Origin of the sequence: Shewanella scandinavica (genome assembly GCF_031932065.1) — a bacterium.
Lineage (GTDB): Bacteria > Pseudomonadota > Gammaproteobacteria > Enterobacterales > Shewanellaceae > Shewanella > Shewanella baltica.
This window is the reverse complement of record NZ_JAUOES010000016.1, coordinates 64,586-90,710: the sequence shown is the minus strand read 5'-3', so window position 1 is coordinate 90,710 and position 26,125 is coordinate 64,586. Positions and strand designations below refer to the sequence as shown.

Here is a 26,125-nt window from a genome sequence, read left to right as displayed (position 1 = left end):
AGCTTCTAAATTTAAGCGCTTCTAAACCTAAGTACTTTTAAACCTGAGTCATGTCGCTTTAAAGAAAAGTCGCCAAGCGGTTATGCTTGGCGACTTTTTGTTTGACTTGTGCCGCAATCGGGTTAGTTAATTATTCCGTTAATAAGCTGCGTAGCATCCAGGCATTTTTCTCATGCTGTTGAATGCGCTGGGTAAGCAAGTCCGCAGTGGCTTCATCATTAGCTTGATTCACCTGTGGATACAGGGCTCTAGCATTACGGATCACTAACTCTTGATCGTTTAACAATTCGCGGATCATGGTTTCGGCTTTGGTGACGCCCTGATCTTCTTTAATTTCAGTCAGTGCGGCATAAGCCGAATAGGACCCTAGCGCTCTGGCGCCTAATGCACGTACTCGCTCTGCGATAAGGTCGACCGCAAGGGCAAGCTCGGTATACTGCTGTTCAAATAGCAAATGCAGGCTAGTGAACATGGGGCCGGTAACGTTCCAGTGAAAGCTGTGAGTCTTAAGGTAAAGACTGTAGCTGTCTGCCAATAGTTGGTTAAGGCCAGCGGCGATTTCTTCTCTGTTGGCTTGATTGATACCTATGTTAATCATGGCGTTCTCCTGCTATTGTCTTACTGAGTGCGTTCAGTCTAATCTTCTGATATTAAATGTAAAATTAGTAAATTAGATTTTGTAAATCTATAAATTCGATTGAACTTTCCTGCGTTAAACGTCGTAATTGTGCTGCCATTAATCGGCTTGTGCCCAACTCCCTTAGCCGCATGGCAGTAACAATGCCTAGGCAGAACTGCTATCCTAGCGGCATGTTGTGAGTCGATACTTGAATTGAATAAAACTGACCCTAATGAATAAATCAGCCTATTTAACCGCCATGAATGTGACAACTTGGCGAGTGCGCGACACTAAGGTGAAACCTTATTTAGTGATTTGGGATGAACACGGTGAGTTACCCGAGGCTGAGCCACTGATTGACGCTGTGCTAACACTTATCGACATAAAGCGTGATGAATGTGATTTTGATTGTGAGCCCCATACGGGTAAACAGATTGTCTGGGATTTGCGCCGCCATAAAGTTAGGCCACGTACCGCATGGTTAGTGTCTGAACCCTTGGCCGATTTATTAGTGGGTTGGCAGGCTAAAAGCGCGCTCTGGCAGCAGATTTACCAATGGCGCGAGCAAGTGAGTGGCCAAGCTCCAAGCAAGTCTTGATCTTTACTCGTAAATATCATTAATAACCAATACTTTGGAATACCAGCGTTGAACATCCCACCAGAAGATAGTCTATTCACAACACCCTTCGCAGCACAATTGACAGCAGGTTTGCCTGTTGAGCTTGTGGCACTCACGCTTAAAGATGTTCCTCAAATGGCGCAGCTTGAATCTATGGCCCATAGCCACCCCATGAGTGAGGGCAATCTTGCTGATTGTTTCGGGCATTTATACCGAGTTCTAGGTTTAAAGCAGGCGAAACCTAACGCAGCTTCAGTTTCGGATTCGGTCGATGGTCTTTTAGGCTTTGCGATAGTGCAGCAAATTGTTGATGAAGTGACTTTGTTGGATATTTGCCTATTACCAAGCCAGCAGGGCAAAGGTTACGGCAAGTTATTACTTAAGGCTGTGGTAGCTTCGGCCAAGGCTTCGGACGCCGTGGTGCTTATGCTAGAAGTGCGAGAATCCAATCTTGCCGCCCGTGCTTTATATCAAAAGGCTGGCTTTATTGAATCGGGACGTCGCAAAGGTTACTACCCAATAGCTGGCGGTAAAGAAGATGCTATCTTGATGGATTTAGCGATAACCCAAGAATAAGTTGAGCATTAGCATTCATGTTGTAAAACGATGGCTAGTTGAGTAGTGGTTATAAACAACAGCTATAAAACATTTCATAAAAAAAACAGCGCTTAAGCGCTGCTTTTATATTTTATTAACCCTGAACTCTACATCACTTGAGCTCTACATCTAAGCAAGAAGGTTATTTCACTTCTTTACCTTGGGCTTGCAGGTCTGCATGGTAGCTTGAACGCACTAATGGGCCACAGGCTGCATGGGTAAAACCTAATTCATCGGCTAAGGCTTTAAGCTCATCAAACTCTGCTGGTGGCACATAACGTTCAACCGGCAAGTGGAACTTAGACGGTTGTAGGTATTGGCCTAAGGTCAGCATTTCAACCTTGTGCTCACGCAGGTCACGTAGCACTTGGGCGATTTCTTCATTGGTTTCACCCAGTCCCATCATCAGGCCAGATTTAGTCGGCACATTTGGATGACGTTCTTTAAAGCGTTTGAGCAGATCGAGCGACCATTGGTAATTTGCACCCGGGCGCGCTTTACGATAATGCATTGGCGCTGTTTCTAAGTTGTGGTTGAACACATCAGGCGGCTCAGTCGATAAAATATCTAAGGCGGCATCGATACGACCACGGAAATCAGGCACTAAGGTTTCGATCTTGATATCTGGATTCAGTTTACGAATTTCGCGGATACAATCGGCAAAATGCTGGGCGCCACCATCACGTAAATCGTCACGATCTACCGAAGTGATAACCACGTATTTCAGCTTCATATCGCGGATCGTTTGCGCCAATTTAACCGGCTCTTCAGCGTCAGGCTTAAGCGGACGACCATGGGCTACGTCGCAGAATGGACAACGACGGGTACAAATCGCACCCAAAATCATAAAGGTCGCTGTGCCGTGGTTAAAGCATTCGGCGAGGTTAGGGCAAGAAGCCTCTTCACAGACCGAGTGCAGGCCATTTTTACGCAGTGCTTGCTTGATCTCTAAAATGCGTTGATTCGATGCCGGCAGTTTAACCCGTAACCAATCGGGTTTACGCAACATAGTGTCGCGCTCTGAGGGGACGATTTTGACCGGAATACGAGACACTTTATCGGCATCTCTTAATTTTACTCCGGGTTGTAAACGTTCAGGCCTATTCATGACGCTGCTAATCCTTGATGATGAACTAGGTGTTGATAGCCCAGTAATTGGCTAAAAGTAATGGTGAGTTGCTCGCCTGCTTCAATCACGGTTTGTGGTCCGCCAAGCGCTTTGCATTGCACCATTTCAAGACCGGCATAACCACAAGGGTTGATGCGGCGAAATGGCGCCAGATCCATGTCGACATTGAGGGCTAATCCATGGAATGAACAGCCTTTACGAATGCGTAATCCTAGGGAGGCGATTTTGCGTTCATCCACATATACGCCCGGCGCATCGGCCTTGGCATAAGCGTTAATGCCGTACTTGGCGAGCATATCGACAATGCTTTGCTCTATATGGGTGACGAGTTGACGTACGCCGACTTTACTACGTTTTATATCGAGAAGAGGATATACCACTAGTTGGCCTGGGCCGTGGTAAGTGACTTGACCGCCGCGATCTACTTGGATAACCGGAATATCGCCAGCATTTAAAATATGCTCGCTCTTGCCGGCTTGGCCTTGGGTAAACACGGGCGGATGCTCGACAATCCACAGTTCATCATGGCTTTCGCTGTCGCGCGTATCCGTGTAATGCTGCATCGCATGCCACACTGATTCGTAATCTTGTTTTCCAAGATGTCGAATGTGCAAAGTCGTGTCTTGCAAGGGCAACCTCTCCCCTTAGAATTGAGTGGCGCTATTATACGCCTCTTGACCATAAATGTAAGACAGATCACATTTCATGGCCTTGAGGAATATTTATAGTACGCGGCGTACGCCTTCAATGGCGGCAAGTTCTGTGTACAAAATTTCGATATGGTCTTTGCTGGTCACAGTCACGCGGATAGTAATGGAGTGATAGCTACCTTTGCTCGATGTTTTGGTCGATGGCGAATAATCACCTGGTGCATGTTTTTGGACCACAGCCACGACTTTGTCAGTTAGCGTTTCATGGGCTTCGCCGACGACCTTGAAAGGAAATGCGCAGGGGAAATCCATCAGTTCATCAAATTTAGTGCCTAACATAATCAGTACTCTTAGCTGTTTCAATGAAGTCTATATGGTGGTTATTATACCCGATTCAAGGGCGGCGGCAGCCAAAAAAATAAAGCCACCCAGAGGTGGCTTTATTTATATGATTTAGCTTAGCTAAACCAACCAGAAAACAGTTGTTTAAAGTAATCAACTAATTTACTAAACCAGCTGCCTTCGTTGACTTCTTGCAATGTCACCAGTGGGAACTGGGCAATATCTTTACCGTCAAGTTGGAAGAATAGACGGCCAACCGTTTCGCCTTTCTTCAAAGGAGCATCTAATGGTTTAGTCAGTTCAAAGTTGGCTTTTAAGTCTTTACCACGGCCACGGCTAATGGTGATAGGTGTGTCAGTTGCCACGCCTAAATCAACCGTGCTCTTGTCACCGTACCAAATCGGCTGAGTAATAAAGCTGTCGCCAGCTTTATAGGGGGTTACCGTTTCGAAAAAGCGGAAGCCATAGGTCAGTAATTTCTTACTTTCAGCTTTACGGGCTGATTCACTTTGCGTGCCCATTACCACTGAAATTAAGCGCATGCCGTCTTTGGTGGCCGATGCCACTAAGTTGTAGCCTGCACCTGATGTGTGGCCGGTTTTAATGCCGTCCACGTTCATGCTGTTATCCCACAATAAGCCATTACGGTTGTATTGTTTGATACCATTGAAGGTATAGAATTTCTCGCTGTAGACGCGGTATTCTTCTGGTACGTCGCGAATTAACGCGGCGCCCAGTAATGCCATATCATAGGCGGTAGATTTGTGATTTTCTGCATCTAAACCGTGGGAGTTTTCGAAGTAGCTATCACGCATTCCCAGTTGTTTGGCCCATGAATTCATCATGTCAACGAAGGCGCCTTCAGTACCAGCTATGTGTTCGGCCATGGCCACACATGCATCGTTACCCGATTGAATAATGATACCGCGGTTTAGATCACCCACTTTAACCGTAGTGCCGACTTCAATGAACATCTTAGAAGAGTCAGAGAAGTTTTTAGACCAAGCATTTTTACTGATAGTCACATCATCATCAACGGAGACATTGCCCGCTTTGATTTCTTGACCGATCACGTAACTGGTCATCATCTTAGTTAGACTGGCTGGGTTAAGGCTTTCGTAAGCGTTACTTTCAGCGATAATCTGGCCCGAATTATAATCCATCAATACGAACGCTTTGGCGGCTACTGAAGGTGCATCAGGTGTAATAATAGGCTGCGCAGCATAAACGGGGAGAGAGACACTGGAAATTAGCAGCAATGTTTTAATGGGACTTTTTACAAAATTCATCATTAACTTGGCACGTCTTTTAGTTGTATTAAATGGAAAGGATTCGAGAAGATCTTCAACAGTGTACCACTTTCGGACAGTGAGTTTTAGTGAAGGTTCCTTCATCTCTATTTTTAAATCAATTCTGTTCAGAGCAAACGGTCATTATTCATGGACGATATAGCCCTCAGGAAACCCATTTTGCTTGACGTTATTGAGTAGCTTATCGGCTAACTCTGGCTGGCCTATGGGGCCGAGCTGTAGTCTAAACATATTGTTTGCCGCTTGTACACGGGTCTTGACCTGATATTTCTGTTCAAGCTCTTTCGCCATGGCATTGAGTTTGGCCCTATCTTTGGAGGCAACTAACTGAATGTAATGATTGCCCGTATCTTGCGCGCTGGCTACGCCAGAATTAGTGGCTGCAACACTGCCAACATAAACCACATCCAGTTTGATCCGTGCTGTGCCTTTGCCGAGCATACCGAGTTTATAGGCGGCGGCGTAGGAGACATCGAGAATACGATCTGAGTGGAATGGTCCACGGTCGTTGATGCGAATGATCACTTGCTTATTGTTATCTAAGTTAGTGATCCGAGCGTAACTCGGCAGTGGCAGTGTCTTATGGGCGCCCGACATGGAATACATGTCATAGGGCTCGCCATTAGAGGTCTCGTAGCCATGGAATTTTTCACCATACCAAGAGGCGCGACCAGTTTCACTAAAGCCTTGGCCCGTGTTCATCACAGTATAAGACTCACCGTAAACCGTATAAGGTTTGTTGCCACGGCGGCTATAGGGCTCGTACTTAGGCGTCGCGTTCGGCACATTATCCACATTCGGTGGATTCAGTGGCAGCTTGTCATTTTTCAGCGAATAACGGCCCTTGTTCGGGTCCATATTTTTCTTGCTGGCGTTGTTTGGGCTCGAAGAACACGCCGCAAGGGCGAAGCACATAACTAAGGCGGCAAGCTGTAAAAGATTATTTTTTAGAGGCATGCTGTTCTTTTAATTGTTGGCTAAATTGATAAACGGCCATTGAATACAAAGGGCTACGATTATAGCGAGTGATCACATAAAAGTTATTTAAGCCAAGCCAGTAGTCACTGTGATCGGCTTGTTCTAGCTCAATCAATAAGGCTTTTTGCGAAACATCTAAGTCCCGGGCATCGGCGAGGGCTAAGGTCGGCGTTAAAATATCTGCAACTTTATAGTTCAGCTTTTCACCTGCCCACACTTTCGCTTTAGGTGCTGCTTTGCTGTTATTGACTAACGGTAAAGCGACCGGCGCATTGGCTTGCCAACCGTGTTCATGGAAATAATTGGCCACACTGCCGATAGCATCCTCTGGACTTTGTAATAGATCGCGATTGCCACTGCCATCGAAATCAACCGCGTAATGGCGGTAACTTGAGGGAATAAACTGCCCATAACCCATAGCACCCGCGTAGGAGCCCTTGAGGGTATCGATATCTAAATGTTCTTCTTTCACTAACTTCATCAGCTCGCCAAATTCCTTACGGAAAAAGGTGGCGCGCGGCGGATAGTGAAAACCTAGGGTATAGAGGGCATCAATCACAGGATAATTGCCCGTGTATTGGCCGTAGAAGGTTTCAATGCCGATGATGGCGACAATAACCTGTGGATCAACTTGGTACTTGGCCGCCGCTTTGGCGATGGTTTTCTCGTGTTTTTTCCAAAAGGCAAGACCTGCGTCGAGGCGTTTCTCGGTTAAGAAGATGGGATAATACACATGCCAAGGTTTTGCTTCCCATGGGCGGGTCATTGCATCGATAACCCCTTGGTTGTATGTTGCTTTATCGAGAAAAGCGAGCACTTCTGCCCGAGTAAAACCTTGTTTTACTTGAGCTTGGATAAACTCTTCTTTGAGTTCAGCGGGAATTGTGGGCGCGATTTCAGCGGCCGGCGCCACTGGCGTGCTTGGAGCGGGTGCCTGCATGGGTGTCGGTTCGTTCGCCGTGGTACAGGCGACTAAGCATGAGCTTAAACACAGTAAGCCGAGTGGAGCTAAAAAAGCTCGGAGAGTAGGCATGAAAAGTCCCTAAAAATTATCTATCTACGAAACGTCTATGGGTATGAATGCTCATAAGAATGCCAAACCCTGTCATCAATGTCAGCATGGAGGTTCCACCGTAACTGACAAGGGGCAGTGGTACACCGACCACGGGCAGGATACCTGAAACCATGCCAATATTCACAAAAACATAAACGAAAAAGGTCAGCGTGATACTACCTGCGAGTAGTCGAGCGAAACTGGTTTGGGCGCGCGAAGCGATGACTAAGCCGCGGCCAATAATATAAAGGTACATAATTAACAGTAAGATACTGCCAATTAAGCCAAATTCTTCACCGATCACCGCAAAGATAAAATCGGTATGGCGCTCGGGGATAAATTCAAGTTGCGATTGAGTACCGTCGAGCCAGCCTTTGCCCCAAAGTCCGCCGGAGCCAATTGCGATTTTCGACTGAATAATGTGATAACCCGCCCCCAATGGATCTTGCTCAGGATCGAGTAAGGTTAATACCCGCGTTCTTTGGTAATCGTGCATCAAGAAATACCAAAGAATAGGCAGGAAGGCGAGTACTGCCGCGATAAAACCGCCGACAATGATCCAACTCATGCCCGATAAAAACAACACGAAAATCCCCGATGCGGCCACCAGAATCGAGGTTCCGAGATCGGGTTGTTTTGCGATAAGCAGAGTCGGCACCAGTAAGATTACAGCAGCACCAGCAAGATAGCGTTTCTTCGGCGGCAGAGGGAACTTACTGATATACCAAGCCATTGTGATGGGGAAGGCAAGCTTAATCAGTTCTGAGGGTTGAAACTCCATAAAGCCTAAGTTCAACCAGCGTTGTGCGCCTTTGTTAATTTCACCGAAAAAATGTACCCCGAGCAGCAAGACAATCCCCGCCAGATAAATGGGTAGGGCCCAGCGTTTAAGCGCCTCAGGATTGATCTGAGCCATAGTGAACATAATGCCGAGCGACAACACCATACGGAATAGCTGCCGCTCCATCATCTCTAAATCTTCGCCGCTGGCAGAATAGATGACGAACAGGCCAAAGCCCATGACAGCCAATAGGCCGAGCAATAATGGCAAGTCTATGTGCAAGCGTTGCCAGATGTTTTGATATTGGCTATGGCTACTCATGGCTGCGGTTTCCAAGTATCTCTAAGCATATATTCATCGAGCATGGCGCGGGCGACAGGGCCAGCATTTGCGCCACCCCATCCTGCGTTTTCCATCACGACGGCGAGGACGATTTTAGGATCTTCGAAGGGCGCATAGGCCACAACTAAGGCATTATCGCGGAAATGTTCGGCAATTTTATTTGCATCATATTTGGTATTTTCGGCCACGCCAATGACCTGCGCCGTACCGGTTTTCATTGCGGCGGTGTAAGTGGCATCAGTGAAACGTGACTTATGTGCCGTCTGGCGCATCGCTTCGTTAATGATATTCCAGTTACGGGGATTTTTAAGTTCGATTGGTGGTAACTCATTAATCGGAGAGTCAATTTTGGCAGTATTGTCTTTAATCGATCTCAGCAGATGCGGCGGGAAACGACGGCCCTTATTCGCCATAATGCCTACTGCATTCGCCAATTGTAATGGGGTTGCCGTCCAATAACCTTGGCCAATACCGACGGAAATGGTATCGCCTATGTACCAAGCTTGATTGTACTTTAAGCGTTTCCATTCTTTGGATGGCATGTTGCCAGAAGATTCTTCAAAGATATCGATTCCGGTATTTTGACCAAAGCCAAATTGCTCCATAAAGCGAGCAATATGGTCTACCCCAACTTTGTAGGCGAGTTCGTAGAAGAAGGTATCACAGGATTCAGTAATGGCACTGTAGACGTTAACCCAGCCGTGTCCCCAGCGTTTCCAGTCGCGGTACTTACGTTCAACACCAGGAATCTGCCAAAAACCTGGGTCCCATACGCGGGTGCTCTCGGTAATGACTTTTTCATCAAGCCCTAAAAGTCCAAGATGTGGCTTGATGGTTGATGCTGGCGCATATTGGCCTTGGGTTGCACGGTTGATCAAAGGTCGTGATTTATCATTGAGCAAGGCGCTGTAATCTTTGTTATTAATCCCTTGCACAAATTGGTTTGGATCATAGCTTGGACTCGATACCATAGCTAAAACCCCACCATCACGGGGATCGATTGCGACAATAGAACCACGCAAACCTGTGAGTAGCTCAACCGCTTTTTGTTGCAGCTTGAGATCTAAGGTCAGGTAAATATCTTGTCCCGGCTCTGGCGGTACTATTTTTAAGGTACGAATTGCGCGGCCGCGGTTGTTCACTTCTTCTTCTAAGTGCCCCGGTTTGCCATGCAGTAGGGATTCATAAAACTTTTCAATGCCTTGCTTACCAATGTCCTTGGTGGCCGCATAGTTTTTCCACAGATCGCTGCGCTCTAACTGGGCTCTGTCTCGGGTGTTAATCTTGCCAACATAACCCAGCACATGGGTGATTTGCGCGCCGTAGGGATAATTACGCTTCAGACCCGCTTCGACGGAAATGCCTGGAAATTTATGTTGGTTAACACTGAAAATCGCCACTTGCTCTTCGGTGAGCTGGTTTTTGAGCGTCAGTGGTTTGAAGCGGCGATGAAATTTCAGCGCTTCGGTAAAGGTTTCGCGTTCATCTTCACTGATCTCAATTAACTTGCCGAGCTCATCTAAGGTCTCTGACATGTTACTGATTTTTTCAGGAACCAGATCGAGGGAATAGAAGGGTAAGTTTTCGGCTAACAGCACGCCGTTACGATCGTAAATGAGGCCGCGACTAGGAGCAATGGGAACAACACGAATGCGATTATCATTCGAGCGAGTTGCATAATCCTTATAGGATTCAACCTGTAAATGATAAAGGTTGGTGACTAATACGCTTAATAGGGCGAAAACGCAAAAAAAAGTGAATAGCGCTCGGCGCTTAAAAAGAGACGCCTCGGCGGCGTGATCATGCATTGTTATCCGCTTTTTTGGCGACACTTATGCTATCTCCGGCTGATCCCATGACGGGTGGTTGACACTCGTTAACATCAAGATCCCGCTATTCTCTATGGTAGGGGTGATTCGTGTTCACGCTCCACGCGCGGTACAAACTTTCGGCGACCACAACCCTAACTAAGGGATGAGGTAAGGTTAATGCCGATAGGCACCAACTTTGGTTTGCCGCTTCTTTGCAAGCTGGCGCTAATCCTTCAGGTCCGCCGATCAGTAAACTGACGTCGCGACCATCGAGTTGCCATTTAGTCAACGCGGTTGCAAGCTCGGGGGTCGTCCAGTTTTTTCCGGGGAGATCTAAGCTAACAATATGATTGCCTTTGGGAATAGCCGCCAACATTTGTTCGCCTTCCTTTTGAAGGATCCGGACAATGTCGGCATTTTTCCCCCGCTTTCCAGCGGGTATTTCGATGAGCTCCAGCGCCATATCACGGGGAAAACGGCGCTGGTATTCTTCGAAACCACGGGTAACCCAATCGGGCATCCGTGTTCCTACTGCGATGAGCTGTAACTTCATCAGTCTTGCTTTTCTGACCAGAGCTTTTCAAGCTGGTAGAAATCACGGGTTTGATCTTGCATAACGTGCAGGATCACATCGCCCATGTCCACAAGAACCCATTCGCTGCTTTCGCGGCCTTCAACACCTAAAGGTGGAATACCGGCTTTTTTCGCTTCAACCACAAGGTTTTCAGCGATAGCTTTAACGTGAGTCTTTGATGTACCTGAACATATGACCATGTAGTCAGTGATGTTAGATTGCTTGCTGACATCCAGAACAACAACGTCTCTGGCTTTCAAGTCGTCGATCTTGTCGACAACAAACTGTTTTAATTCCGCGCTCTGCACGCTGGCGTACCTCATTAATTTTAAATAGCGCGGTAGTATACCAGTGTTGCTGCTGGGAATACATTGCCATTGGCAGTTGAGTTGGCGATATCTGCTTACGGTTCGAGCTAAGGTAAGTAAAGTCGTTGATTTTGGATGTAATCTAGCGTGATGGGCATGAGTAAATCGGCGGGAATTTCGCCTTTTGCCAGTTGTTCGCGGATTTGAGTCGAGGAAATATCCTGTGGCGTAATTGTCACAGGGAAAATCTGCCCACTGTTTTTATGGGTACTTTTAGCATGCTCTTCGTGTGTTTCTTGGGGCGCTTGACTGCGGGCCGTTAATATCTGCTGCATAGGATGCGCAGCATCGAGCTGCCACCCCGGGCGCTGGCAGACAACGAGATAGGCAAAGTCGAACAAGCGTTGCCACTCATGCCAGCTTTGTAATTGGATGAAAGAGTCCATCCCCATGATAAAAAACAGCTCATCTTCAGGATGTAAGGCTTTCAGTTGCTCTAGGGTGACCACTGTGTAGGAAGGCGTGTCGCGCTTTGCCTCGATATCGCACAGCTCAAAGCCATCAAGCTGCGAGCAGACATCGGCAACCATATTAAGCCGCTGCGCTGTGGTTAAGTTAGGCTGATGTTTATGGGGCGGAATATGGTTCGGCATCAGCAGGATTTTATCCAAGGCTAATGCGTGTTTCACTTCAATCGCCGGACGGATATGACCATAGTGTATCGGGTCGAAGGTGCCGCCTAAAATACCAATGCGCATATCAACTCTTTGGTTAACCTATGATTAGTCTATGGCTATATGTGCCAGATGCCGATGGGCTCGAGGATCAAATAACAGACACAGGTGGCTCAGCCCAGTCCAGTCCTCTTTACCCTGCTGCTTTAAGTTGAGCTCAAGTTTCGAGGCAAGGGCGAGCATGTGTTCGAGCTGTTCGAGGCTGAGCCGTTGCAGCGCCGCTTGATAAAGAGGCTTACGTTTATCCCAAATTCGATGTTTACTCCAGAGCGCACTCAGCGCGACGCCTTGGGCTTGCTCGCATTTCAAATTGAATAACAAGCCGAGCTCTTTAAACAAGGCCCACAGCAGGATAGGTAAGGCTGTGCCTTCGCCATTGAGCTGGGCCAGCATGTGCTGCGCGCTATCCTGTTTATTATTCAGTAATGCATCCGTGAGTTGGAATACGGTGAAGCGCGACTGATCCTCAAAATAGTGGCTCAGTTCATCGGCACTGACGGGATTTGTTGGACTCAGGAGTTGCAGCAACTGCATGGCTTGATCGGCAGCCAGTAAATTGCCTTCATAAAGCGAATGCAACATAGCGCGGGCATCCGGCTGCAGATTGAGCTTAAAGTGCTTGATGCGGCCATCAAGCCAGCGCATAAACTGATCGCCCTCTGGCGTGGCGCAGGGCAGATACATGCCATGGGCATCTAAGGTCTTAAACCATTTGCTGTTGGTTTGCTCGTTGGCGAGCTTTGGCCCTTCGATAATCAACAGCATATCGGGATTGGGCGTCTGCAATAGGGCTTGCAGTGTGCTTGAGCCTTCGGCACCGGGCTTAGATTGTGGAAGGGTTAACTCAATCAGACGCTTACTGGAAAACAGGCTCATGGCCTGCCATTCCTGAGTCAGGTCGTTCCAATTAAAGCCCGTCTCTTGAATGAGTTGGACTTTTTCATCGAATCCCTGACGCTTGGCGAATTGGCGGATCTGATCTTTGGTGGTTTCAATCAACCAAGGATCATCACCAAAAATCAGATAACAAGGAAATAATTGGTTAAGGTGGCGGGAGAGTTGATCGGGATAGACTCTCATTTAGTCGATTATCCGCATTGAATTGATGGCCCGCATTAATTCACCTCAGTACTGGCCATCGCTTGCAGAATACGATCCGCAGCTTGGATACGCATTTCCTTCGTCAGCAATTCCATTTCACGACTCTTTGCCAATGCGGTACGTGGATCGTCTAAGTAGTCGCGGCGAATTTCAACCTTGAAAGGCTGCGCTTCTTTGCCCGGCAATGCCACAGCAAATTCGACTAAATAAATCAGCTCATACTCGGCGACGTTACCCGTGGGATACAAAGATAAGGTCGAGCGTTCTAGAGAGTCGGTGATTAACCTTAATACTGGAACGTCATCGGCGGCGTCGACAACTTGGATATTATTCAAGCGCAGGCGTTCACGTACTAAACGGGTGAGTTCGCTGTATTCATCCGCGCTGCTCAAACTCAAATGATTGAGGACATCGGGGATTTGATAACTGCGTTGAAGCTTAAAACCGCAACCGGCGCTAGTCATAATCACTAGTGCCATGATTGCGAAGCATATGCGTTTGATTAGCATAGATTTCGCGGTTTCCTATTCGTGGTATACCCTGCGGACTTGAAGTTGCAGCTATGCTGCAACTTCAATAGCTTTGAGTATAGCGAGTTATTAGCAGCCGTTAGTTAGCCACTATGCTAAGCAGTTTGCCCGGCACATAGATCACTTTACGCACCGTCAGGCCGTCTAGGTATTTGATCACGTGCTCATCACTCATACCTAATGCTTCTACTGATTCTTTATCAGCATCGGCAGCCACTGTGATTTTTGCGCGAACTTTACCGTTAACTTGCACAACGATGAGCTTGCTGTCTTCAACGAGCGCAGCTTCATCAACGACTGGCCATTGGCTATCTTCGATGTTGCTTGCATTGCCTAACTCGTTCCACAGGTTAAAGCTCACATGCGGAATGATAGGGTACAGCAAACGCACTATGGCCGATAAGGCTTCGCCGATAATGGCGTTGTCTTGACCTGTGGTTTGTGGCGCTTTTTGCAGATGGTTCATCAGTTCCATCACGGCGGCAACCGCAGTGTTGAACATCTGACGGCGGCCGATATCGTCGGTCACTTTAGCGATAGTCTTGTGGACTTCACGGCGCAGCGCTTTTTGGTCACTTGTTAACGTGCTGACATCTAAGGCTTCGCTGTTATCTTGGTTCACATGCTCGTTTGCCAATTTCCACAGACGTTTAATGAAGCGGTGTGCGCCTTCAACGCCAGACTCTTGCCATTCCAGAGTTAATTCTGGTGGTGAGGCGAACATCATAAATAGGCGAACGGTATCGGCGCCGTATTTTTCGACCATGACTTGAGGATCGATACCGTTGTTTTTCGACTTAGACATCTTGCTCATGCCGGTATAAACCAGCTCATTGCCGTCTTTGTCGATAGCCTTAGTAATGCGGCCCTTGTCGTCTTTTTCTGTGGTCGCTACATCTAAAGGAGAAACCCATACACGGGCGCCTTTTTCGTTGATGTAGTAGAAAGCATCGGCCAACACCATACCTTGGGTCAGCAGTTGTTTGGCTGGCTCGTTAGAGTTAACCAGACCTGCATCACGCAGCAACTTGTGGAAGAAGCGGAAATATAACAAATGCATACAAGCGTGTTCGATACCGCCAATGTATTGATCCACAGGTAGCCAGTAGTTGGCTTTAGCGGGATCTAACATTTCGTCTGCATGCGGGCTGCAATAACGGGCGTAATACCAAGATGATTCCATAAAGGTATCGAAGGTATCGGTTTCGCGCAGCGCATCTTGACCGTTGACTTGGGTTTTCGCCCATTCTTTATCGGCTTTGATAGGGCTTTGAATCCCGTCCATCACGACATCTTCTGGCAGCAATACTGGCAGTTGATCTGCTGGCGTTGGGATCACAGTGCCGTCGGCTAAGGTCACCATAGGAATAGGTGCGCCCCAGTAACGCTGACGTGAAACACCCCAATCGCGCAGACGATAGTTGACTTGGCGCTTGCCTTTACCTTCGGCAACTAACTTATTAGCGATGGCATTAAAGCCTGCTTCAAAGTCTAAACCGTCGAACTCACCCGAGTTAAACAGTACGCCTTTTTCGGTATAAGCGGCTTCGCTAATGTCCACTTCGCCATCAACTGGCTTGATCACAGCCTCAATTGCTAGACCATATTTTTTTGCAAATTCAAAGTCACGTTGGTCGTGGCCTGGAACTGACATCACAGCGCCTGTGCCATAGTTCATCAACACAAAGTTAGCTGCCCAAATCGGGACTTGCTTACCAGTGATAGGATGAATGGCGAAAAGCCCTGTAGCGACACCGCGTTTTTCCATTGTCGCGAGTTCGGCTTCTGATGTTGTGCTGTTTTTGCACTCATCGATAAAGGCGGCAAGCTCAGGATTCGTTTGCGCGGCGATTTCAGCCAATGGATGACCTGCGGCAATCGCCACATAGGTCACGCCCATTAAGGTATCTGGACGTGTGGTATAGATATCGAAGCTTTTATCGTGACCTGCGACGCCGAAGGTCATTTCCACACCTTCGCTGCGACCAATCCAGTTGCGCTGCATGGTCTTGACCTGTTCAGGCCAGCCATCTAAGGTATCGATATCGTTTAACAATTCTTCTGCATAGGCAGTGATCTTAATAAACCACTGTGGAATTTCTTTTTGTTCCACAGGGGTATCACAGCGCCAGCAGCAACCGTCTTGAACTTGCTCGTTCGCCAGTACGGTTTCATCGTTTGGACACCAGTTGACTGAAGCTGTCTTTTTATAGACTAGGCCTTTCTCGTACAACTTAGTGAAGAACCATTGTTCCCAGCGATAATATTCAGGGGTACAAGTGGCGATTTCACGGCTCCAATCGTAACCAAAACCCAGCAATTTCAGCTGGTTCTTCATGTATTCTATGTTTTCATAGGTCCATGGCGCAGGCGCAGTCTTGTTGTTAATCGCGGCATTTTCTGCGGGCAAACCAAAGGAGTCCCAACCAATAGGCTGGAGCACGTTTTTGCCTTGAAGACGTTGAAAGCGTGCAACTACGTCACCTATGGTATAGTTGCGTACGTGTCCCATGTGGAGTCTGCCAGAAGGGTACGGAAACATCGAAAGGCAATAAAACTTTTCTTTGTTTGCGTCTTCAGTGACTTCGAAGGTTTTGTTGTCATGCCAGTGCTTTTGCACTAAGGCTTCAATTTCTGAGGGATTATATTGCTCTTGCATCACTCTATTTCCGGCAGTGCCGCCTATTATTTGATCTAACGCCATATCAGCGCGAGTAAGATCTGCATAGAATAAACTAGAAGCGATGCATTAAAAAGGTTCGTATGAAGGAGTATTGGTTATGAATGATAGAAGTAACGTGTTACTAGGACTGTATCAAGCCTTAATTACCGAAGTGAAAGCTCAATTTGCAGAAGATAACACGCTGACTGTAAAGAACTTATTTAACTCTGTCACTCAAGGTAAGGAGTTTTTACGTCTTAAACAACAGGCTGGAGAAGATGAGCTCGCTTTAGTAGAACAATTCTTAAAACGTGATATTACCAGTTTTCTTCGCGAGCAGAACGCCGATAGTCTGAGCCACAGCCAAACTGTGATTACTTTGGAGAATACGCTTTGGCATTGGTTGGGTGAAATAACCGATCGCAGCCAAGTGGAATGGCATGAATTAACGCAAGATTTTAAGCAAAATGGTTATTACAAAAGTGGCGACATAGTAAGTCAGGGCATCATGGTATGCACTAACTGTGGCAATGAAATGAGTATTGAATTTCCGAGTCCCATCCCTGATTGCCCAGAGTGTGATCACGAAGAATTTACCCGCGAGCCGCTAACGCCTTAGTCGCGTTAACGATCTTATTTCGTTAAAACGACGCATCTGCGTCGTTTTTTTTTGATCAATTAAACCGAAATCACCGCTATCTTGGTTAATCAGACAATATCAGCTGTTCGTACGACAGTAACTGAGGATTTGGCCACCGAAAGGCGCCAATAAGAATTCAGTGTGAATGGGTTTATGTTGTGTGTGTTCGTAACCTAAGGTGACCATACGTTTACTGAATTTGGCATGATTACCACGACCGGGATCAACCAAGACCACATCGCAAACCGGTTTAGCATGCTGCTCAATAAATTGTGACAACAGATCGGCATGTTCTTGTTCGTACAAGAGATCGCTACCAATGATCAGATCAAATAAGCCTAAATTCGTTTCTGCATCAGCCCAGCCAGTGCGCACAAACGGGATCGCCCGACCATGATTTAAATCGACATTCTGCTTAAGGAAATTTCCTGATTCTGGGTGATAGTCGGTTGCTGTGATATCGGCGTGTCTATGGTTGAGCACTAGACTCGCGAGCCCAATGCCACAGCCCACTTCAAGAATACGTTTATTGCCAATTTTGTAGTCTGCCATGTGGTGTGAGAGCACTTGGCTCGATGGCCAGACTATGCCAAATAACGGCCAAGTTGCGGAGGAAATACCGAGCTTTTCAGCTTCGCCATCGATGTCGTCAAATTCCTGATTGTCTCTTAGGGTTCTGACATGAATATCGAGATCGCCAAACTCGTGGGTTTGGTAGCGCACGCGAAGCAGTGCCATAGAGTTGCCTTGATGTGTACCTTAGTTAAGGAACGAGGTAATGGTACCAATCTATTGGCTATGCAGACACAGTAACAGTAACTATGATTGGTATAAGGCCACGTCTAATCGTTCACCTTAACGTGGAACGCGCAATCAGCCTAATCTATTCGCAGACAATTGCGGGATAACACAGGTTAACTGAGTGTCAGCCTAACAACCTTGGGTGTTGACATCATATAGCGGCGGGGTGTTGGCATCGCTGGCTTGGGTGTAGCGGAAATAGCATTGATCGTCATCTACTAAGGTATTGTTGTTAAGATCGTAACCTATGTAAGTGATATCAACGCCTTGATATTGAATGATGAGCTTATCATCTGAGGTGATCCAGTTTTCCACATCGGTATTATCGAGGTAATCCCATTTCAATCTGGTATCGGGCGTGCCATCACCATTGAGGTCGATATCAATAATATCGTCGCGGCCTGCAACGGCTTGGCTTCGCAGGCTGGGCATTTGCGTTTTGGAGTAGGCCAGTGTGTTGGCGGTTTTTACGCTGGCCTGTAATTGGCTCAGGGTTTGTACCCGAGCCTCTTTACTCAAACCGATAAATTTAGGCGCGGCAATCACTGCCAAGATCCCAAGTACAATAATCACCACGACCAGTTCTATCAAGGTAAAGCCAGCCGCATCTTGTTTATTGATTGCGTAACGCATGGTCTCGATCCTATTGCGCTTTTACACGTCGGCCAAAGCCGAGTAATACCAGTAAGCTACACAGCAGTAGCAGGGGAGTTTGGCCTAATTTTGCGAACCAAGTTTGGCCTGTTACCAAGGGAATGGTTGCGCTTAGCACGCCGGTTTCAAACTGGGGTAAGGATGCTGTGATATTGCCATGTTCATCGACTACCGCAGTCACGCCATTGTTGGTTGCCCGCAATAGAGGGCGGCCCAATTCAATTGCGCGCATTTGGGCGATTTCCATATGTTGTAATGGGCCGTTTGAACTACCAAACCAAGCATCGTTAGAGACAGTTAACAGTATATCTGTCCCTTGATTAACGCTGTCGCGTAATTGCTCTGGGAAGGCAATTTCATAACAAATGGCGGGCGCGATTTTATGGCCTAGGGCACTTAGATTTGGCTGTTGATATTCGCCTCTAGCAAAGGAGGACATAGGCAAATTAAAGAAAGGCGCAATCGGGCGCAGCAGCGCTTCAAAGGGCACAAACTCGCCAATCGGCAACAGATGATGTTTCTTAAATTGATTGCTGCCATCGCCCTCATAGTCAGGGCCAGCTTGTTGTTTCTGATTATGATTACCAAGCACAATCAATGAATTATAAAACTCATTATTTTGATGGCTAATAATGCCAGTGATGATTGAGGTATGGTTTAGATTGGCGACTTTATTGGCGTTATCTAAAAAGTCCTGCACCATAGATTCTGGCGCGGGAACTGCCGCTTCTGGCCAAATAATGATATCGGCATCAAAATGTTCGCGGGATAAATCCATGTATTTTAATAGGGTCGGCCACAGGGCGTCGGGTTCCCACTTCATGCTTTGGGGAATATTGCCTTGCACCAGTGCCACTTTAACATTTTCACCCGTAGGATGAATGTCGGAAACCTTAGGTGCAGCCCAAACTGCCAGAATACTGAGTGGCAATAAAAGCAGTAAACTCTTATAACGCTTAGTAAAACAAAGGGCTAATGCACCTGCTAGCATGGCCAGCACAAAGCTTAACCCGAGTGCGCCTATAATACTGGCAAGGGGTTTTAGCGGCCCTTGGGTTTGCGAGTAACCGGCCCATAACCAGGGGAAACCTGTCATCACCCAGCCACGAGCCCATTCGGTCAAGGTCCACAGGGCGGGGAACAGGGCGAGATTACGCCAAAGGCTAAACGTGGTTTCGCCATTTTTACTGAGCGTTTTAGTTAACCAAGCCAGCGCTAAACCTGTTAGTGCCGGATATAAGGCTAAGTACAAAGCCAACAAGGCCATCAAGCCAACGGAGGCGATGAGCGGCATACCACCAAAGGTATCCATACTCACATGTACCCAGCTGATCCCTACGGCAAAACAGCCAAATCCAAAGCTTAACCAATAGTAAAAGCTTGCCTTAGCGCCAAGCGCTCGGCTATGCCAGAGGGCAATCGCCATGGCAAACGGATAGATTATCCAAATGGAATAGGGCGCAAATGAAAGCGCCGTACTGGCGCCAAGGGCAAATGCCAGTACGAGTCTCAAAGCACTAGGTCGGGACTTTTGTTGGGCAAAAGCCCGGATTTGTTTTAGCACGAGTGATTATTCTACGTCTTCGCCAGTATTAGGATCGGGGAGTTTAACTCTGAGTTGGATTAAACGCCTTGTGTCAGCATTGATAACTTTAAATTCAATGCCTTCAATTATGATGCTCTCGTTGCGTTCTGGCAGATGGCCAAAGGCGTGTGAGACTAAGCCACCGACGGTATCAAACTCTTCATCGCTGAATTCAGTATTGAATTCTTCGTTGAAATCTTCAATTGGCGTCAAGGCCTTAACCATATAAACCGTGTTGCCGACTTTGCGGATCTCGGTTTCTTCTGTGCTATCGTGGTCGAATTCGTCTTCAATCTCACCGACAATTTCTTCCAAAATATCTTCGATAGTCACCAGACCTGACACACCGCCGTATTCATCGACCACAATCGCCATATGGTAGCGCTGTGAGCGGAATTCTTTTAACAATACATCGACGCGTTTGCTTTCGGGTACAACCACAGCAGGACGGATCACGCGGTCCAGTGAGAAGGGCTCATCACTGTTGGAGAAACCGTAAGGGATCAAATCTTTAGCAAGCAAAATGCCTTCGATATGGTCTTTATCTTCGTTAACGACGGGGAAGCGCGAGTGACCTGAACCAATCACTGTGGCGAGTAATTCTTCGACCGAGTTGTCTATCTGGAGGGCGACAATTTGAGCTCTTGGGATCATGATATCCCGAACACGCATATCAGAAACGTCTAATACACCTTTTATCATCTCGCGGGTGTCTTGAGTGATCAGATCGCGCTGTTCTGCACCATCAATCACATCGACTAAATCTTCGCGATTTTGAGGTTCGCCCTGAAATAGCTGACTTACTCTATCAAACCAACCTTTCTTGTGGGCGTTCGTACTCGGGGGGATATCGTCACTCATAGTTTTCTCATTAGCTTTTGATAGGGATTATCTTAGCTAACTATTGTTCCTTATATGGGTCAGTAAAGCCTAAGCCTTCAATGAGTTGGGTCTCTAACGACTCCATCTCTTCAGCTTCTTCATCTTCGATGTGATCATACCCTAGCAGATGCAAGCAACCATGTACAACCATGTGTGCCCAGTGCGCTTCTAAGGTTTTATGTTGTTCACGGGCTTCATTTTCAACGACTGCCGCGCAAATGACAAGATCTCCGAGTAAAGGAAGTTCAATTTCTGGCGGTGCCTCAAAGGGAAATGACAGCACATTGGTCGGTTTGTCTTTGCCGCGGTAGGTGCTATTGAGCATCTGACTCTCACGGCTGTCGACGATACGTATGGTTAATTCAGCTTCATCCATGCTATTGCCAATCGCGGTTGTGACCCAAAGGGCAAATTGTTCGTCCGTTGGCAACCCGTCGCAGGCGGTGGCATGTTGAATATCTAAGGCTAAATCAAGACTCATGTGCTGCGGCTTCCTGTTGTTTCTGGTATTGGCTTTCTTTCTTAGCCTTTAAGGTTTGCTCTTTTAAATCAAATGCCTCATAGGCTTCGACGATACGAGCAACCACAGGATGGCGCACGACGTCTTGGGAGACGAAAAAGTTAAAGCTGATTTCGTCTACTTGGCTTAACACTTCAATCGCGTGGCGTAGGCCGGACTTTTGATGTTTAGGCAAGTCGGTTTGGGTGATGTCGCCTGTGATCACCGCGCGGGAATTAAAGCCGATACGGGTAAGGAACATCTTCATTTGCTCGATTGTGGTGTTTTGGCTTTCATCGAGAATAATAAAAGCATCGTTCAAGGTACGGCCGCGCATATAGGCAAGCGGCGCCACTTCGATGACGTTTTTCTCAATTAAGCGTTCCACTTTTTCAAAGCCGAGCATTTCGAAAAGTGCGTCATAGAGTGGACGTAAATAAGGGTCGACCTTTTGACTTAAATCACCGGGTAAGAAACCGAGTTTTTCACCCGCTTCCACCGCTGGGCGAGTCAGCAAAATACGGCGTACCTCTTGGCGCTCTAACGCATCCACTGCCGCTGCTACCGCAAGGTAGGTTTTGCCGGTTCCCGCAGGGCCGATACCAAAGGTAATGTCGTGGCGCACAATATTGGCCACATATAAGCTTTGATTCGGATTGCGTGGCTTAATGACGCCACGGCGGGTTTTGATATTAATGCTGCTGTCGTCGCTCACATCTTCTTGCTCTAGGGCGATGGCTTCTTGAATGGCGATATGGACTTGTTCAGGCTCAAGATCGGGCGTGCTGCCTTTGACCGTTTGGGTCTCGATATAGAGCTCTTTGAGTAAGTTGTTGACGCTTAAACAATTGCGTGGCAGTCCGGTGATCTGGAAATGATTGTTCTTGCGGACGATTTCAACGCCAACGCGACGTTCTATCTGCTTGATATTGTCATCGAATGGACCGCACAGTGAAGCCAAACGGCGGGTTTCTGCGGGTTCGAGATACAGATTCATGGTAGTTAATTTACTGGACAAATAGCACTCCCAATAGCGAATAAGAAAGTAAGGTACGAGGTTGGTTAACCATCGCAAGATAATTTCAGTTTACGAGCCATAGCCGATAATTGCTAACGGAAAATAGCAATTGCCTCGGTAGACTTAAACAAAAGTGCGTGAAAGCAAAAGGGCGACTAAGTCGCCCTTCTTTATATGTGTACTGATATGGGTACTGTTTAAGCCGATTTAAAGCTTATGGCTTAAATTGAGTCACACCCAGTTCATCATCTTGTTTGCGCTTGGCCAGAATTTCAGCCGGACGCAGGCTACGACGTAGATCCATTTCATCTTCGCCGCGGATAAAGACACCGCGCAGTGAGTTAGTGTATACGTCGACGATTTCGACATCTACGAAAGTACCAATGTGTTTTGGCTGACCTTCGAAGTTCACCACTCGGTTGTTCTCAGTACGGCCACGCAGTTCCATTGGGTTTTTCACCGATGGACCTTCAACCAGAATACGTTGCACTGTGCCCATCATGTGGCGGCTGTAGCGCATGGCTTGCTGGGTGATGCGGTCTTGCAGAATCGCGAGACGTTGCTTTTTCTCTTCCATATCGACGTTATCGGGTAAATCCGCCGCTGGCGTGCCCGGACGTGCGCTATAGATAAAGCTAAAGCTGTGGTCGAAACCTATGTCTTCAATTAATTTCATAGTATCGGCAAAGTCTTCTTTGGTTTCGCCTGGGAAGCCAATGATAAAGTCTGAGCTGATTTGAATGCCTTCACGGGCTTTACGCAGGCGGCGGATAATTGACTTATATTCAATCGCCATGTGGCCGCGCTTCATCGCCGTGAGAATACGGTCAGAACCCGATTGCACTGGCAAGTGTAAGAAGCTCACTAGCTCTGGGGTATCTTCGTAAACGTCGATAATATCTTGTGTAAATTCAATCGGGTGACTGGTCGTGAAGCGAATACGGTCGATACCGTCGATGGCTGCCACGAAACGCAGTAATTCCGCAAAGGTACAGATAGCGCCATCGTGAGTTGCGCCGCGATAGGCATTCACGTTTTGGCCTAGCAGGTTCACTTCGCGCACACCTTGCTCCGCCAATTGGGCGATTTCAAGGATGATGTCGTCCGATGGACGGCTGACTTCTTCGCCGCGAGTATAAGGCACTACACAGAACGAGCAGTATTTGCTACAACCTTCCATGATAGACACAAACGCGGTTGGGCCTTCGGCGCGTGGCTCTGGCAGACGGTCGAATTTTTCGATTTCAGGGAAGCTGATATCGATAACCGCTTTGTCACCACGGCGCACTTGCTCGATCATCTCGGGCAGACGGTGCAACGTTTGTGGGCCAAAAATAATGTCGACACATTGGGCTCTGTCTTTAATCGCTTTGCCTTCTTGTGAAGCAACGCAGCCGCCCACGCCAATAATCAAATTGGGATTTTTATCTTTAAGCGTCTTCCAGCGTCCTAGCTGATGGAACACTTTTTCCTGCGCTTTTTCACGAATTGAACAAGTGTTCAGCAGGAGAATGTCTGCCTCAGACGCTTCTTCAGTCAAGGTATAACCTTGGTATTCGCCTAACAGATCAGCCATCTTGGATGAGTCATACTCATTCATTTGACAGCCCCAAGTCTTGATATGGAGTTTCTTACTCATCAGTTGTGTCGCCCTAAGATGACCAATAAAAATAGCGCGACATTTTACCTGCTGTTATGGCTGCTGACCAGCTTTGTCCACACTTTTACCGATTGGCTTTTGCTGAGGGCGATACCCATACAAATGCTAGGTTTTTATTACTCGCTTGTACTTGGGCGAGGTTAAGACGGTTAACATGCTGAGCTTTGGCCATTTCCATCAAGCTATTACGCGCTTGGATGCCGATGTCTTCACGAATTTCTAGTCGAAATGCGCTCAACATTTCCGTGGTATGTTGATATAAGGCATAATCGAGCGGATCGCGATAGGTCACTGTGATGGTTTCAATGTTTGGGCTCGCGACTGAGTTAGTTGCTGAGCTAGCCGCGATGGCTTGGCCTAGCGGTGCAATGCCTAATATGAGTGCCGTGCCCAATGTAAATACTGTGCCTTGTGTAAGTGCGCTGCAAATTAATAAGCGGCTGGCTATGGGTAAAAGAGTCAGTGTTTTCATGACATCCTCGCTAATTTATACGGTGGATTCACTTGTTAACTCGTCCAATACGGCTTAGGGCTGGGTGCTAGTTAAGTGAGAGTGTTCAGCACGGATAACGCCAGCCAAATCACAAAATCGCGATTAAGTGATTTTGGCTATGATGCCCGTGCCACTTGAGTTTAGTCAGTGTTGAAACGGGTAAGTCTTGTCTTTGTAAGCAACTGTGAGCAGACGGGCTGATAGCAACATTTGCTCACGTTTGAGTGCTAAGAGACATACTTTTGATACAAAGTTCGTGGCTATCTCCTACATAGGTTTAGCCAATGCTGTCTGGGTAAAATAGCTGGCGCATAGACTTGCGCATAGATAGTGTAAAGACGTCGCTTGGGCAGCAATAAACATGGCAATAAAGGTGGTAACTAAGGTGGTAAGTAAGATGAGCCAAATTGATGAAGCAAGTGCACCGATGACATCTGATACAACTCATTCTGACGTGACTCATGTTGATGTGATTCATTCAGACGTCACTCATGTTAAAGGCACTCATGTTAAAGGCACTGAGTTCGATGTCATTCTCGTCGGCGGCGGTATGGTCGGTGCGGCGACAGCAATTGGATTAGCCCTGCAGGGCTTGCAAGTGGCGGTGATTGAATCATTTGCGCCAGAGGCTTATCAAGCCGAGCAGCCGTTAGATGTGCGAGTCTCGGCCATCAGTGTGGCCTCTGAAACGCTGCTTGAACGTCTTGGCGCCTTGGACTCACTGCTGAAAATGCGCAATGTGCCTTATCTTGGCTTAGAAACTTGGGAGCTTGATGGCTGCATCACCCAATTCCACAGCTCGCAAATTGGCGCTAGTCATTTAGGTCATATAGTTGAAAACCGTTTAATCCAACTTGCCCTGTGGCAACAGATGGCGCAATTGGCTGGCATCACCTTATATTGCCCAGATAAAGTGGTGGCATTTGCCCGTGATAGTGATAGCGTCAGTGTGCACTTACAATCGAATAGTAAACTTAACGCTAAGTTATTGGTCGGTGCCGATGGTGCGCACTCACAGGTACGCCAATGGGCGGGGATTGGGATTTCAGGTTGGGATTACGCTCAATCGGCGATGCTGATCAATATCAACACCGCACAGGGCCAGCAAGATGTCACTTGGCAACAGTTTACGCCTAAAGGACCGCGTTCATTATTACCTCTGCCCGGCAACAACGCGTCGCTGGTGTGGTACGACGACGCCAACCGAATAAAACAGTTAATGCAGCTTAACAACAAACAGTTGGCCGAACAGATACGTTTGCATTTCCCTGCGCGCTTAGATGCCGATTTCACCGTTGAGAATAAAGGCAGTTTTGGCCTGACTCGTCGCCATGCGCAGCGTTATTATAGTCAGAACGTGGTGATTTTAGGGGACGCCGCCCACACGATTAACCCGCTCGCAGGCCAAGGGGTGAACCTTGGGTTTAAGGATGTTGAAGCTTTTTTGGCGGTCATCAAGGATGCATTAGCCCAAGATAATATCTGGTGGTCGAATGAAGTGCTTGCCCAATATCAGCGCAAACGCTATCGCGACAACCAACTGATGATGACGGCGATGGATTTGTTTTACGCAGGTTTTAGCAACGATATCCTGCCGTTAAAGCTGCTGCGTAATGGTGCGTTAAAGTTGGCAAACATCAATTCTCCGATCAAAAATACCGTCCTTAAATATGCAATGGGGCTTAATTAATCCTGAGTTGTTCTGCGTTCTGACTCAGTGTGATGACGTGGCATTTGTTGACTTGGGCTTTG

The 26,125-nt window shown here is 47.3% G+C and carries 27 protein-coding genes; 4 read left to right on the top strand and 23 right to left on the bottom strand.

The features are described 5' to 3' along the window. Positions 1–130: 130 nt before the first annotated feature. Positions 131–598: a DNA starvation/stationary phase protection protein DpsA gene (gene dpsA / locus Q4Q50_RS14555; RefSeq protein ID WP_311899901.1), complete on the bottom strand. Its 468-nt coding sequence runs from the start codon at positions 596–598 to the stop codon at positions 131–133. Between the two features lie 253 nt (positions 599–851). Here dpsA and Q4Q50_RS14550 point away from each other — a divergent pair, with 253 nt between their 5' ends. Continuing rightward, the gene (locus Q4Q50_RS14550) at positions 852–1,217 is read left to right on the top strand and encodes a hypothetical protein (RefSeq protein WP_106651378.1); all 366 of its coding nucleotides are present in this window, start codon (positions 852–854) and stop codon (positions 1,215–1,217) included. Positions 1,218–1,265: 48 nt separating this feature from the next. Next, positions 1,266–1,814: a ribosomal protein S18-alanine N-acetyltransferase gene (gene rimI, locus Q4Q50_RS14545; RefSeq protein WP_371830300.1), complete on the top strand. Its 549-nt coding sequence runs from the start codon at positions 1,266–1,268 to the stop codon at positions 1,812–1,814. Positions 1,815–1,977: 163 nt separating this feature from the next. Here the strand turns inward: rimI and lipA are convergent, their stop codons facing one another. The 14 genes from lipA to leuS all read right to left on the bottom strand — a co-directional run bounded on the left by lipA (position 1,978) and on the right by leuS (position 16,138). Continuing rightward, positions 1,978–2,943, bottom strand: a complete 966-nt coding sequence (gene lipA / locus Q4Q50_RS14540; protein WP_283627954.1) for a lipoyl synthase — start codon at positions 2,941–2,943, stop codon at positions 1,978–1,980. Continuing rightward, on the bottom strand, positions 2,940–3,593 hold the full coding sequence (gene lipB / locus Q4Q50_RS14535) for a lipoyl(octanoyl) transferase LipB (RefSeq protein WP_063883405.1): 654 nt from the start codon (positions 3,591–3,593) through the stop codon (positions 2,940–2,942). Before lipB ends, lipA begins: the two co-directional genes overlap by 4 nt. A gap of 93 nt (positions 3,594–3,686) precedes the next feature. Continuing rightward, positions 3,687–3,953, bottom strand: coding sequence for a DUF493 family protein YbeD (gene ybeD / locus Q4Q50_RS14530; protein ID WP_063883373.1), 267 nt, complete (start codon positions 3,951–3,953; stop codon positions 3,687–3,689). A 119-nt stretch (positions 3,954–4,072) separates the two neighbouring features. Beyond that, on the bottom strand, positions 4,073–5,248 hold the full coding sequence (locus tag Q4Q50_RS14525; RefSeq protein ID WP_106651376.1) for a serine hydrolase: 1,176 nt from the start codon (positions 5,246–5,248) through the stop codon (positions 4,073–4,075). Positions 5,249–5,389: 141 nt separating this feature from the next. Further along, positions 5,390–6,223: a septal ring lytic transglycosylase RlpA family protein gene (locus Q4Q50_RS14520; protein ID WP_259522239.1), complete on the bottom strand. Its 834-nt coding sequence runs from the start codon at positions 6,221–6,223 to the stop codon at positions 5,390–5,392. After that, entirely contained in the window at positions 6,207–7,277 is a 1,071-nt protein-coding gene (gene mltB / locus Q4Q50_RS14515; RefSeq protein ID WP_311899895.1) for a lytic murein transglycosylase B, read from the bottom strand. The genes Q4Q50_RS14520 and mltB overlap by 17 nt, the downstream gene beginning before the upstream one ends. Positions 7,278–7,293: 16 nt before the next feature. Further along, entirely contained in the window at positions 7,294–8,400 is a 1,107-nt protein-coding gene (gene rodA / locus Q4Q50_RS14510) for a rod shape-determining protein RodA (protein ID WP_106651373.1), read from the bottom strand. Continuing rightward, positions 8,397–10,253, bottom strand: coding sequence for a penicillin-binding protein 2 (gene mrdA / locus Q4Q50_RS14505; RefSeq protein ID WP_311899893.1), 1,857 nt, complete (start codon positions 10,251–10,253; stop codon positions 8,397–8,399). The genes rodA and mrdA overlap by 4 nt, the downstream gene beginning before the upstream one ends. 61 nt (positions 10,254–10,314) lie before the next feature. After that, positions 10,315–10,785, bottom strand: a complete 471-nt coding sequence (gene rlmH, locus Q4Q50_RS14500) for a 23S rRNA (pseudouridine(1915)-N(3))-methyltransferase RlmH (protein WP_006082752.1) — start codon at positions 10,783–10,785, stop codon at positions 10,315–10,317. Beyond that, a complete protein-coding gene (gene rsfS / locus Q4Q50_RS14495; protein ID WP_006082751.1) occupies positions 10,785–11,114 on the bottom strand; it encodes a ribosome silencing factor in 330 nt (109 codons plus the stop codon). Before rsfS ends, rlmH begins: the two co-directional genes overlap by 1 nt. Before the next feature lie 107 nt (positions 11,115–11,221). Continuing rightward, on the bottom strand, positions 11,222–11,872 hold the full coding sequence (gene nadD / locus Q4Q50_RS14490; protein WP_311899890.1) for a nicotinate-nucleotide adenylyltransferase: 651 nt from the start codon (positions 11,870–11,872) through the stop codon (positions 11,222–11,224). A 24-nt stretch (positions 11,873–11,896) separates the two neighbouring features. Next, positions 11,897–12,928 (bottom strand): DNA polymerase III subunit delta, encoded by a 1,032-nt coding sequence (gene holA, locus Q4Q50_RS14485; protein ID WP_012587018.1) that lies wholly within the window; start codon positions 12,926–12,928, stop codon positions 11,897–11,899. A 35-nt stretch (positions 12,929–12,963) separates the two neighbouring features. After that, a complete protein-coding gene (locus Q4Q50_RS14480) occupies positions 12,964–13,458 on the bottom strand; it encodes an LPS-assembly lipoprotein LptE (protein WP_006086960.1) in 495 nt (164 codons plus the stop codon). Positions 13,459–13,558: 100 nt separating this feature from the next. Beyond that, complete coding sequence (leuS, locus tag Q4Q50_RS14475) at positions 13,559–16,138, bottom strand: leucine--tRNA ligase (RefSeq protein ID WP_311899888.1); 2,580 nt, start codon at positions 16,136–16,138, stop codon at positions 13,559–13,561. A 121-nt stretch (positions 16,139–16,259) separates the two neighbouring features. On the opposite strand from leuS, the gene Q4Q50_RS14470 reads away from it, so the two are divergent. Continuing rightward, positions 16,260–16,760 carry a zinc ribbon-containing protein gene (locus tag Q4Q50_RS14470; RefSeq protein ID WP_006082746.1) on the top strand — a complete coding sequence of 167 codons (501 nt, stop codon included), beginning with the start codon at positions 16,260–16,262 and terminating at the stop codon, positions 16,758–16,760. Positions 16,761–16,859: 99 nt separating this feature from the next. On the opposite strand, the gene Q4Q50_RS14465 is transcribed toward Q4Q50_RS14470, so the two are convergent. The 8 genes from Q4Q50_RS14465 to Q4Q50_RS14430 form a co-directional block, all read right to left on the bottom strand. Further along, positions 16,860–17,519, bottom strand: coding sequence for a class I SAM-dependent methyltransferase (locus Q4Q50_RS14465; RefSeq protein ID WP_006082745.1), 660 nt, complete (start codon positions 17,517–17,519; stop codon positions 16,860–16,862). A gap of 192 nt (positions 17,520–17,711) precedes the next feature. Next, positions 17,712–18,215, bottom strand: coding sequence for a pilus assembly FimT family protein (locus tag Q4Q50_RS14460; protein WP_311899885.1), 504 nt, complete (start codon positions 18,213–18,215; stop codon positions 17,712–17,714). 10 nt (positions 18,216–18,225) lie between these two features. Next, entirely contained in the window at positions 18,226–19,800 is a 1,575-nt protein-coding gene (gene lnt / locus Q4Q50_RS14455; RefSeq protein ID WP_311899883.1) for an apolipoprotein N-acyltransferase, read from the bottom strand. A gap of 6 nt (positions 19,801–19,806) precedes the next feature. After that, positions 19,807–20,682 carry a CNNM family magnesium/cobalt transport protein CorC gene (corC, locus tag Q4Q50_RS14450; protein ID WP_006082742.1) on the bottom strand — a complete coding sequence of 292 codons (876 nt, stop codon included), beginning with the start codon at positions 20,680–20,682 and terminating at the stop codon, positions 19,807–19,809. Between the two features lie 40 nt (positions 20,683–20,722). Continuing rightward, a complete protein-coding gene (gene ybeY, locus Q4Q50_RS14445; RefSeq protein ID WP_106651365.1) occupies positions 20,723–21,184 on the bottom strand; it encodes an rRNA maturation RNase YbeY in 462 nt (153 codons plus the stop codon). Continuing rightward, the gene (locus Q4Q50_RS14440; protein ID WP_311899881.1) at positions 21,174–22,220 is read right to left on the bottom strand and encodes a PhoH family protein; all 1,047 of its coding nucleotides are present in this window, start codon (positions 22,218–22,220) and stop codon (positions 21,174–21,176) included. The genes ybeY and Q4Q50_RS14440 overlap by 11 nt, the downstream gene beginning before the upstream one ends. A 214-nt stretch (positions 22,221–22,434) precedes the next feature. After that, complete coding sequence (miaB, locus tag Q4Q50_RS14435) at positions 22,435–23,859, bottom strand: tRNA (N6-isopentenyl adenosine(37)-C2)-methylthiotransferase MiaB (protein ID WP_006082739.1); 1,425 nt, start codon at positions 23,857–23,859, stop codon at positions 22,435–22,437. 85 nt (positions 23,860–23,944) lie between these two features. Continuing rightward, on the bottom strand, positions 23,945–24,352 hold the full coding sequence (locus Q4Q50_RS14430; protein ID WP_311899879.1) for a hypothetical protein: 408 nt from the start codon (positions 24,350–24,352) through the stop codon (positions 23,945–23,947). A gap of 418 nt (positions 24,353–24,770) precedes the next feature. On the opposite strand from Q4Q50_RS14430, the gene Q4Q50_RS14425 reads away from it, so the two are divergent. Further along, positions 24,771–26,063 carry an FAD-dependent monooxygenase gene (locus Q4Q50_RS14425; RefSeq protein WP_311899877.1) on the top strand — a complete coding sequence of 431 codons (1,293 nt, stop codon included), beginning with the start codon at positions 24,771–24,773 and terminating at the stop codon, positions 26,061–26,063. Positions 26,064–26,125: the final 62 nt, after the last annotated feature.

What these genes read in the sequence shown, in the direction of transcription:
- lipA (WP_283627954.1), bottom strand. Translation starts at nt 2,943, where the DNA reads ATGAATAGGCCTGAACGTTTACAACCCGGAGTAAAATTAAGAGATGCC.
- Q4Q50_RS14465 (WP_006082745.1), bottom strand. Translation starts at nt 17,519, where the DNA reads ATGGCACTGCTTCGCGTGCGCTACCAAACCCACGAGTTTGGCGATCTC.
- rodA (WP_106651373.1), bottom strand. Translation starts at nt 8,400, where the DNA reads ATGAGTAGCCATAGCCAATATCAAAACATCTGGCAACGCTTGCACATA.
- Q4Q50_RS14425 (WP_311899877.1), top strand. Translation starts at nt 24,771, where the DNA reads ATGAGCCAAATTGATGAAGCAAGTGCACCGATGACATCTGATACAACT.
- Q4Q50_RS14430 (WP_311899879.1), bottom strand. Translation starts at nt 24,352, where the DNA reads ATGAAAACACTGACTCTTTTACCCATAGCCAGCCGCTTATTAATTTGC.
- Q4Q50_RS14480 (WP_006086960.1), bottom strand. Translation starts at nt 13,458, where the DNA reads ATGCTAATCAAACGCATATGCTTCGCAATCATGGCACTAGTGATTATG.
- ybeY (WP_106651365.1), bottom strand. Translation starts at nt 21,184, where the DNA reads ATGAGTCTTGATTTAGCCTTAGATATTCAACATGCCACCGCCTGCGAC.
- rlmH (WP_006082752.1), bottom strand. Translation starts at nt 10,785, where the DNA reads ATGAAGTTACAGCTCATCGCAGTAGGAACACGGATGCCCGATTGGGTT.
- Q4Q50_RS14470 (WP_006082746.1), top strand. Translation starts at nt 16,260, where the DNA reads ATGAATGATAGAAGTAACGTGTTACTAGGACTGTATCAAGCCTTAATT.
- Q4Q50_RS14520 (WP_259522239.1), bottom strand. Translation starts at nt 6,223, where the DNA reads ATGCCTCTAAAAAATAATCTTTTACAGCTTGCCGCCTTAGTTATGTGC.
- Q4Q50_RS14460 (WP_311899885.1), bottom strand. Translation starts at nt 18,215, where the DNA reads ATGCGTTACGCAATCAATAAACAAGATGCGGCTGGCTTTACCTTGATA.
- leuS (WP_311899888.1), bottom strand. Translation starts at nt 16,138, where the DNA reads ATGCAAGAGCAATATAATCCCTCAGAAATTGAAGCCTTAGTGCAAAAG.
- dpsA (WP_311899901.1), bottom strand. Translation starts at nt 598, where the DNA reads ATGATTAACATAGGTATCAATCAAGCCAACAGAGAAGAAATCGCCGCT.
- corC (WP_006082742.1), bottom strand. Translation starts at nt 20,682, where the DNA reads ATGAGTGACGATATCCCCCCGAGTACGAACGCCCACAAGAAAGGTTGG.
- mltB (WP_311899895.1), bottom strand. Translation starts at nt 7,277, where the DNA reads ATGCCTACTCTCCGAGCTTTTTTAGCTCCACTCGGCTTACTGTGTTTA.
- Q4Q50_RS14550 (WP_106651378.1), top strand. Translation starts at nt 852, where the DNA reads ATGAATAAATCAGCCTATTTAACCGCCATGAATGTGACAACTTGGCGA.
- Q4Q50_RS14525 (WP_106651376.1), bottom strand. Translation starts at nt 5,248, where the DNA reads ATGATGAATTTTGTAAAAAGTCCCATTAAAACATTGCTGCTAATTTCC.
- nadD (WP_311899890.1), bottom strand. Translation starts at nt 11,872, where the DNA reads ATGCGCATTGGTATTTTAGGCGGCACCTTCGACCCGATACACTATGGT.
- holA (WP_012587018.1), bottom strand. Translation starts at nt 12,928, where the DNA reads ATGAGAGTCTATCCCGATCAACTCTCCCGCCACCTTAACCAATTATTT.
- ybeD (WP_063883373.1), bottom strand. Translation starts at nt 3,953, where the DNA reads ATGTTAGGCACTAAATTTGATGAACTGATGGATTTCCCCTGCGCATTT.
- miaB (WP_006082739.1), bottom strand. Translation starts at nt 23,859, where the DNA reads ATGAGTAAGAAACTCCATATCAAGACTTGGGGCTGTCAAATGAATGAG.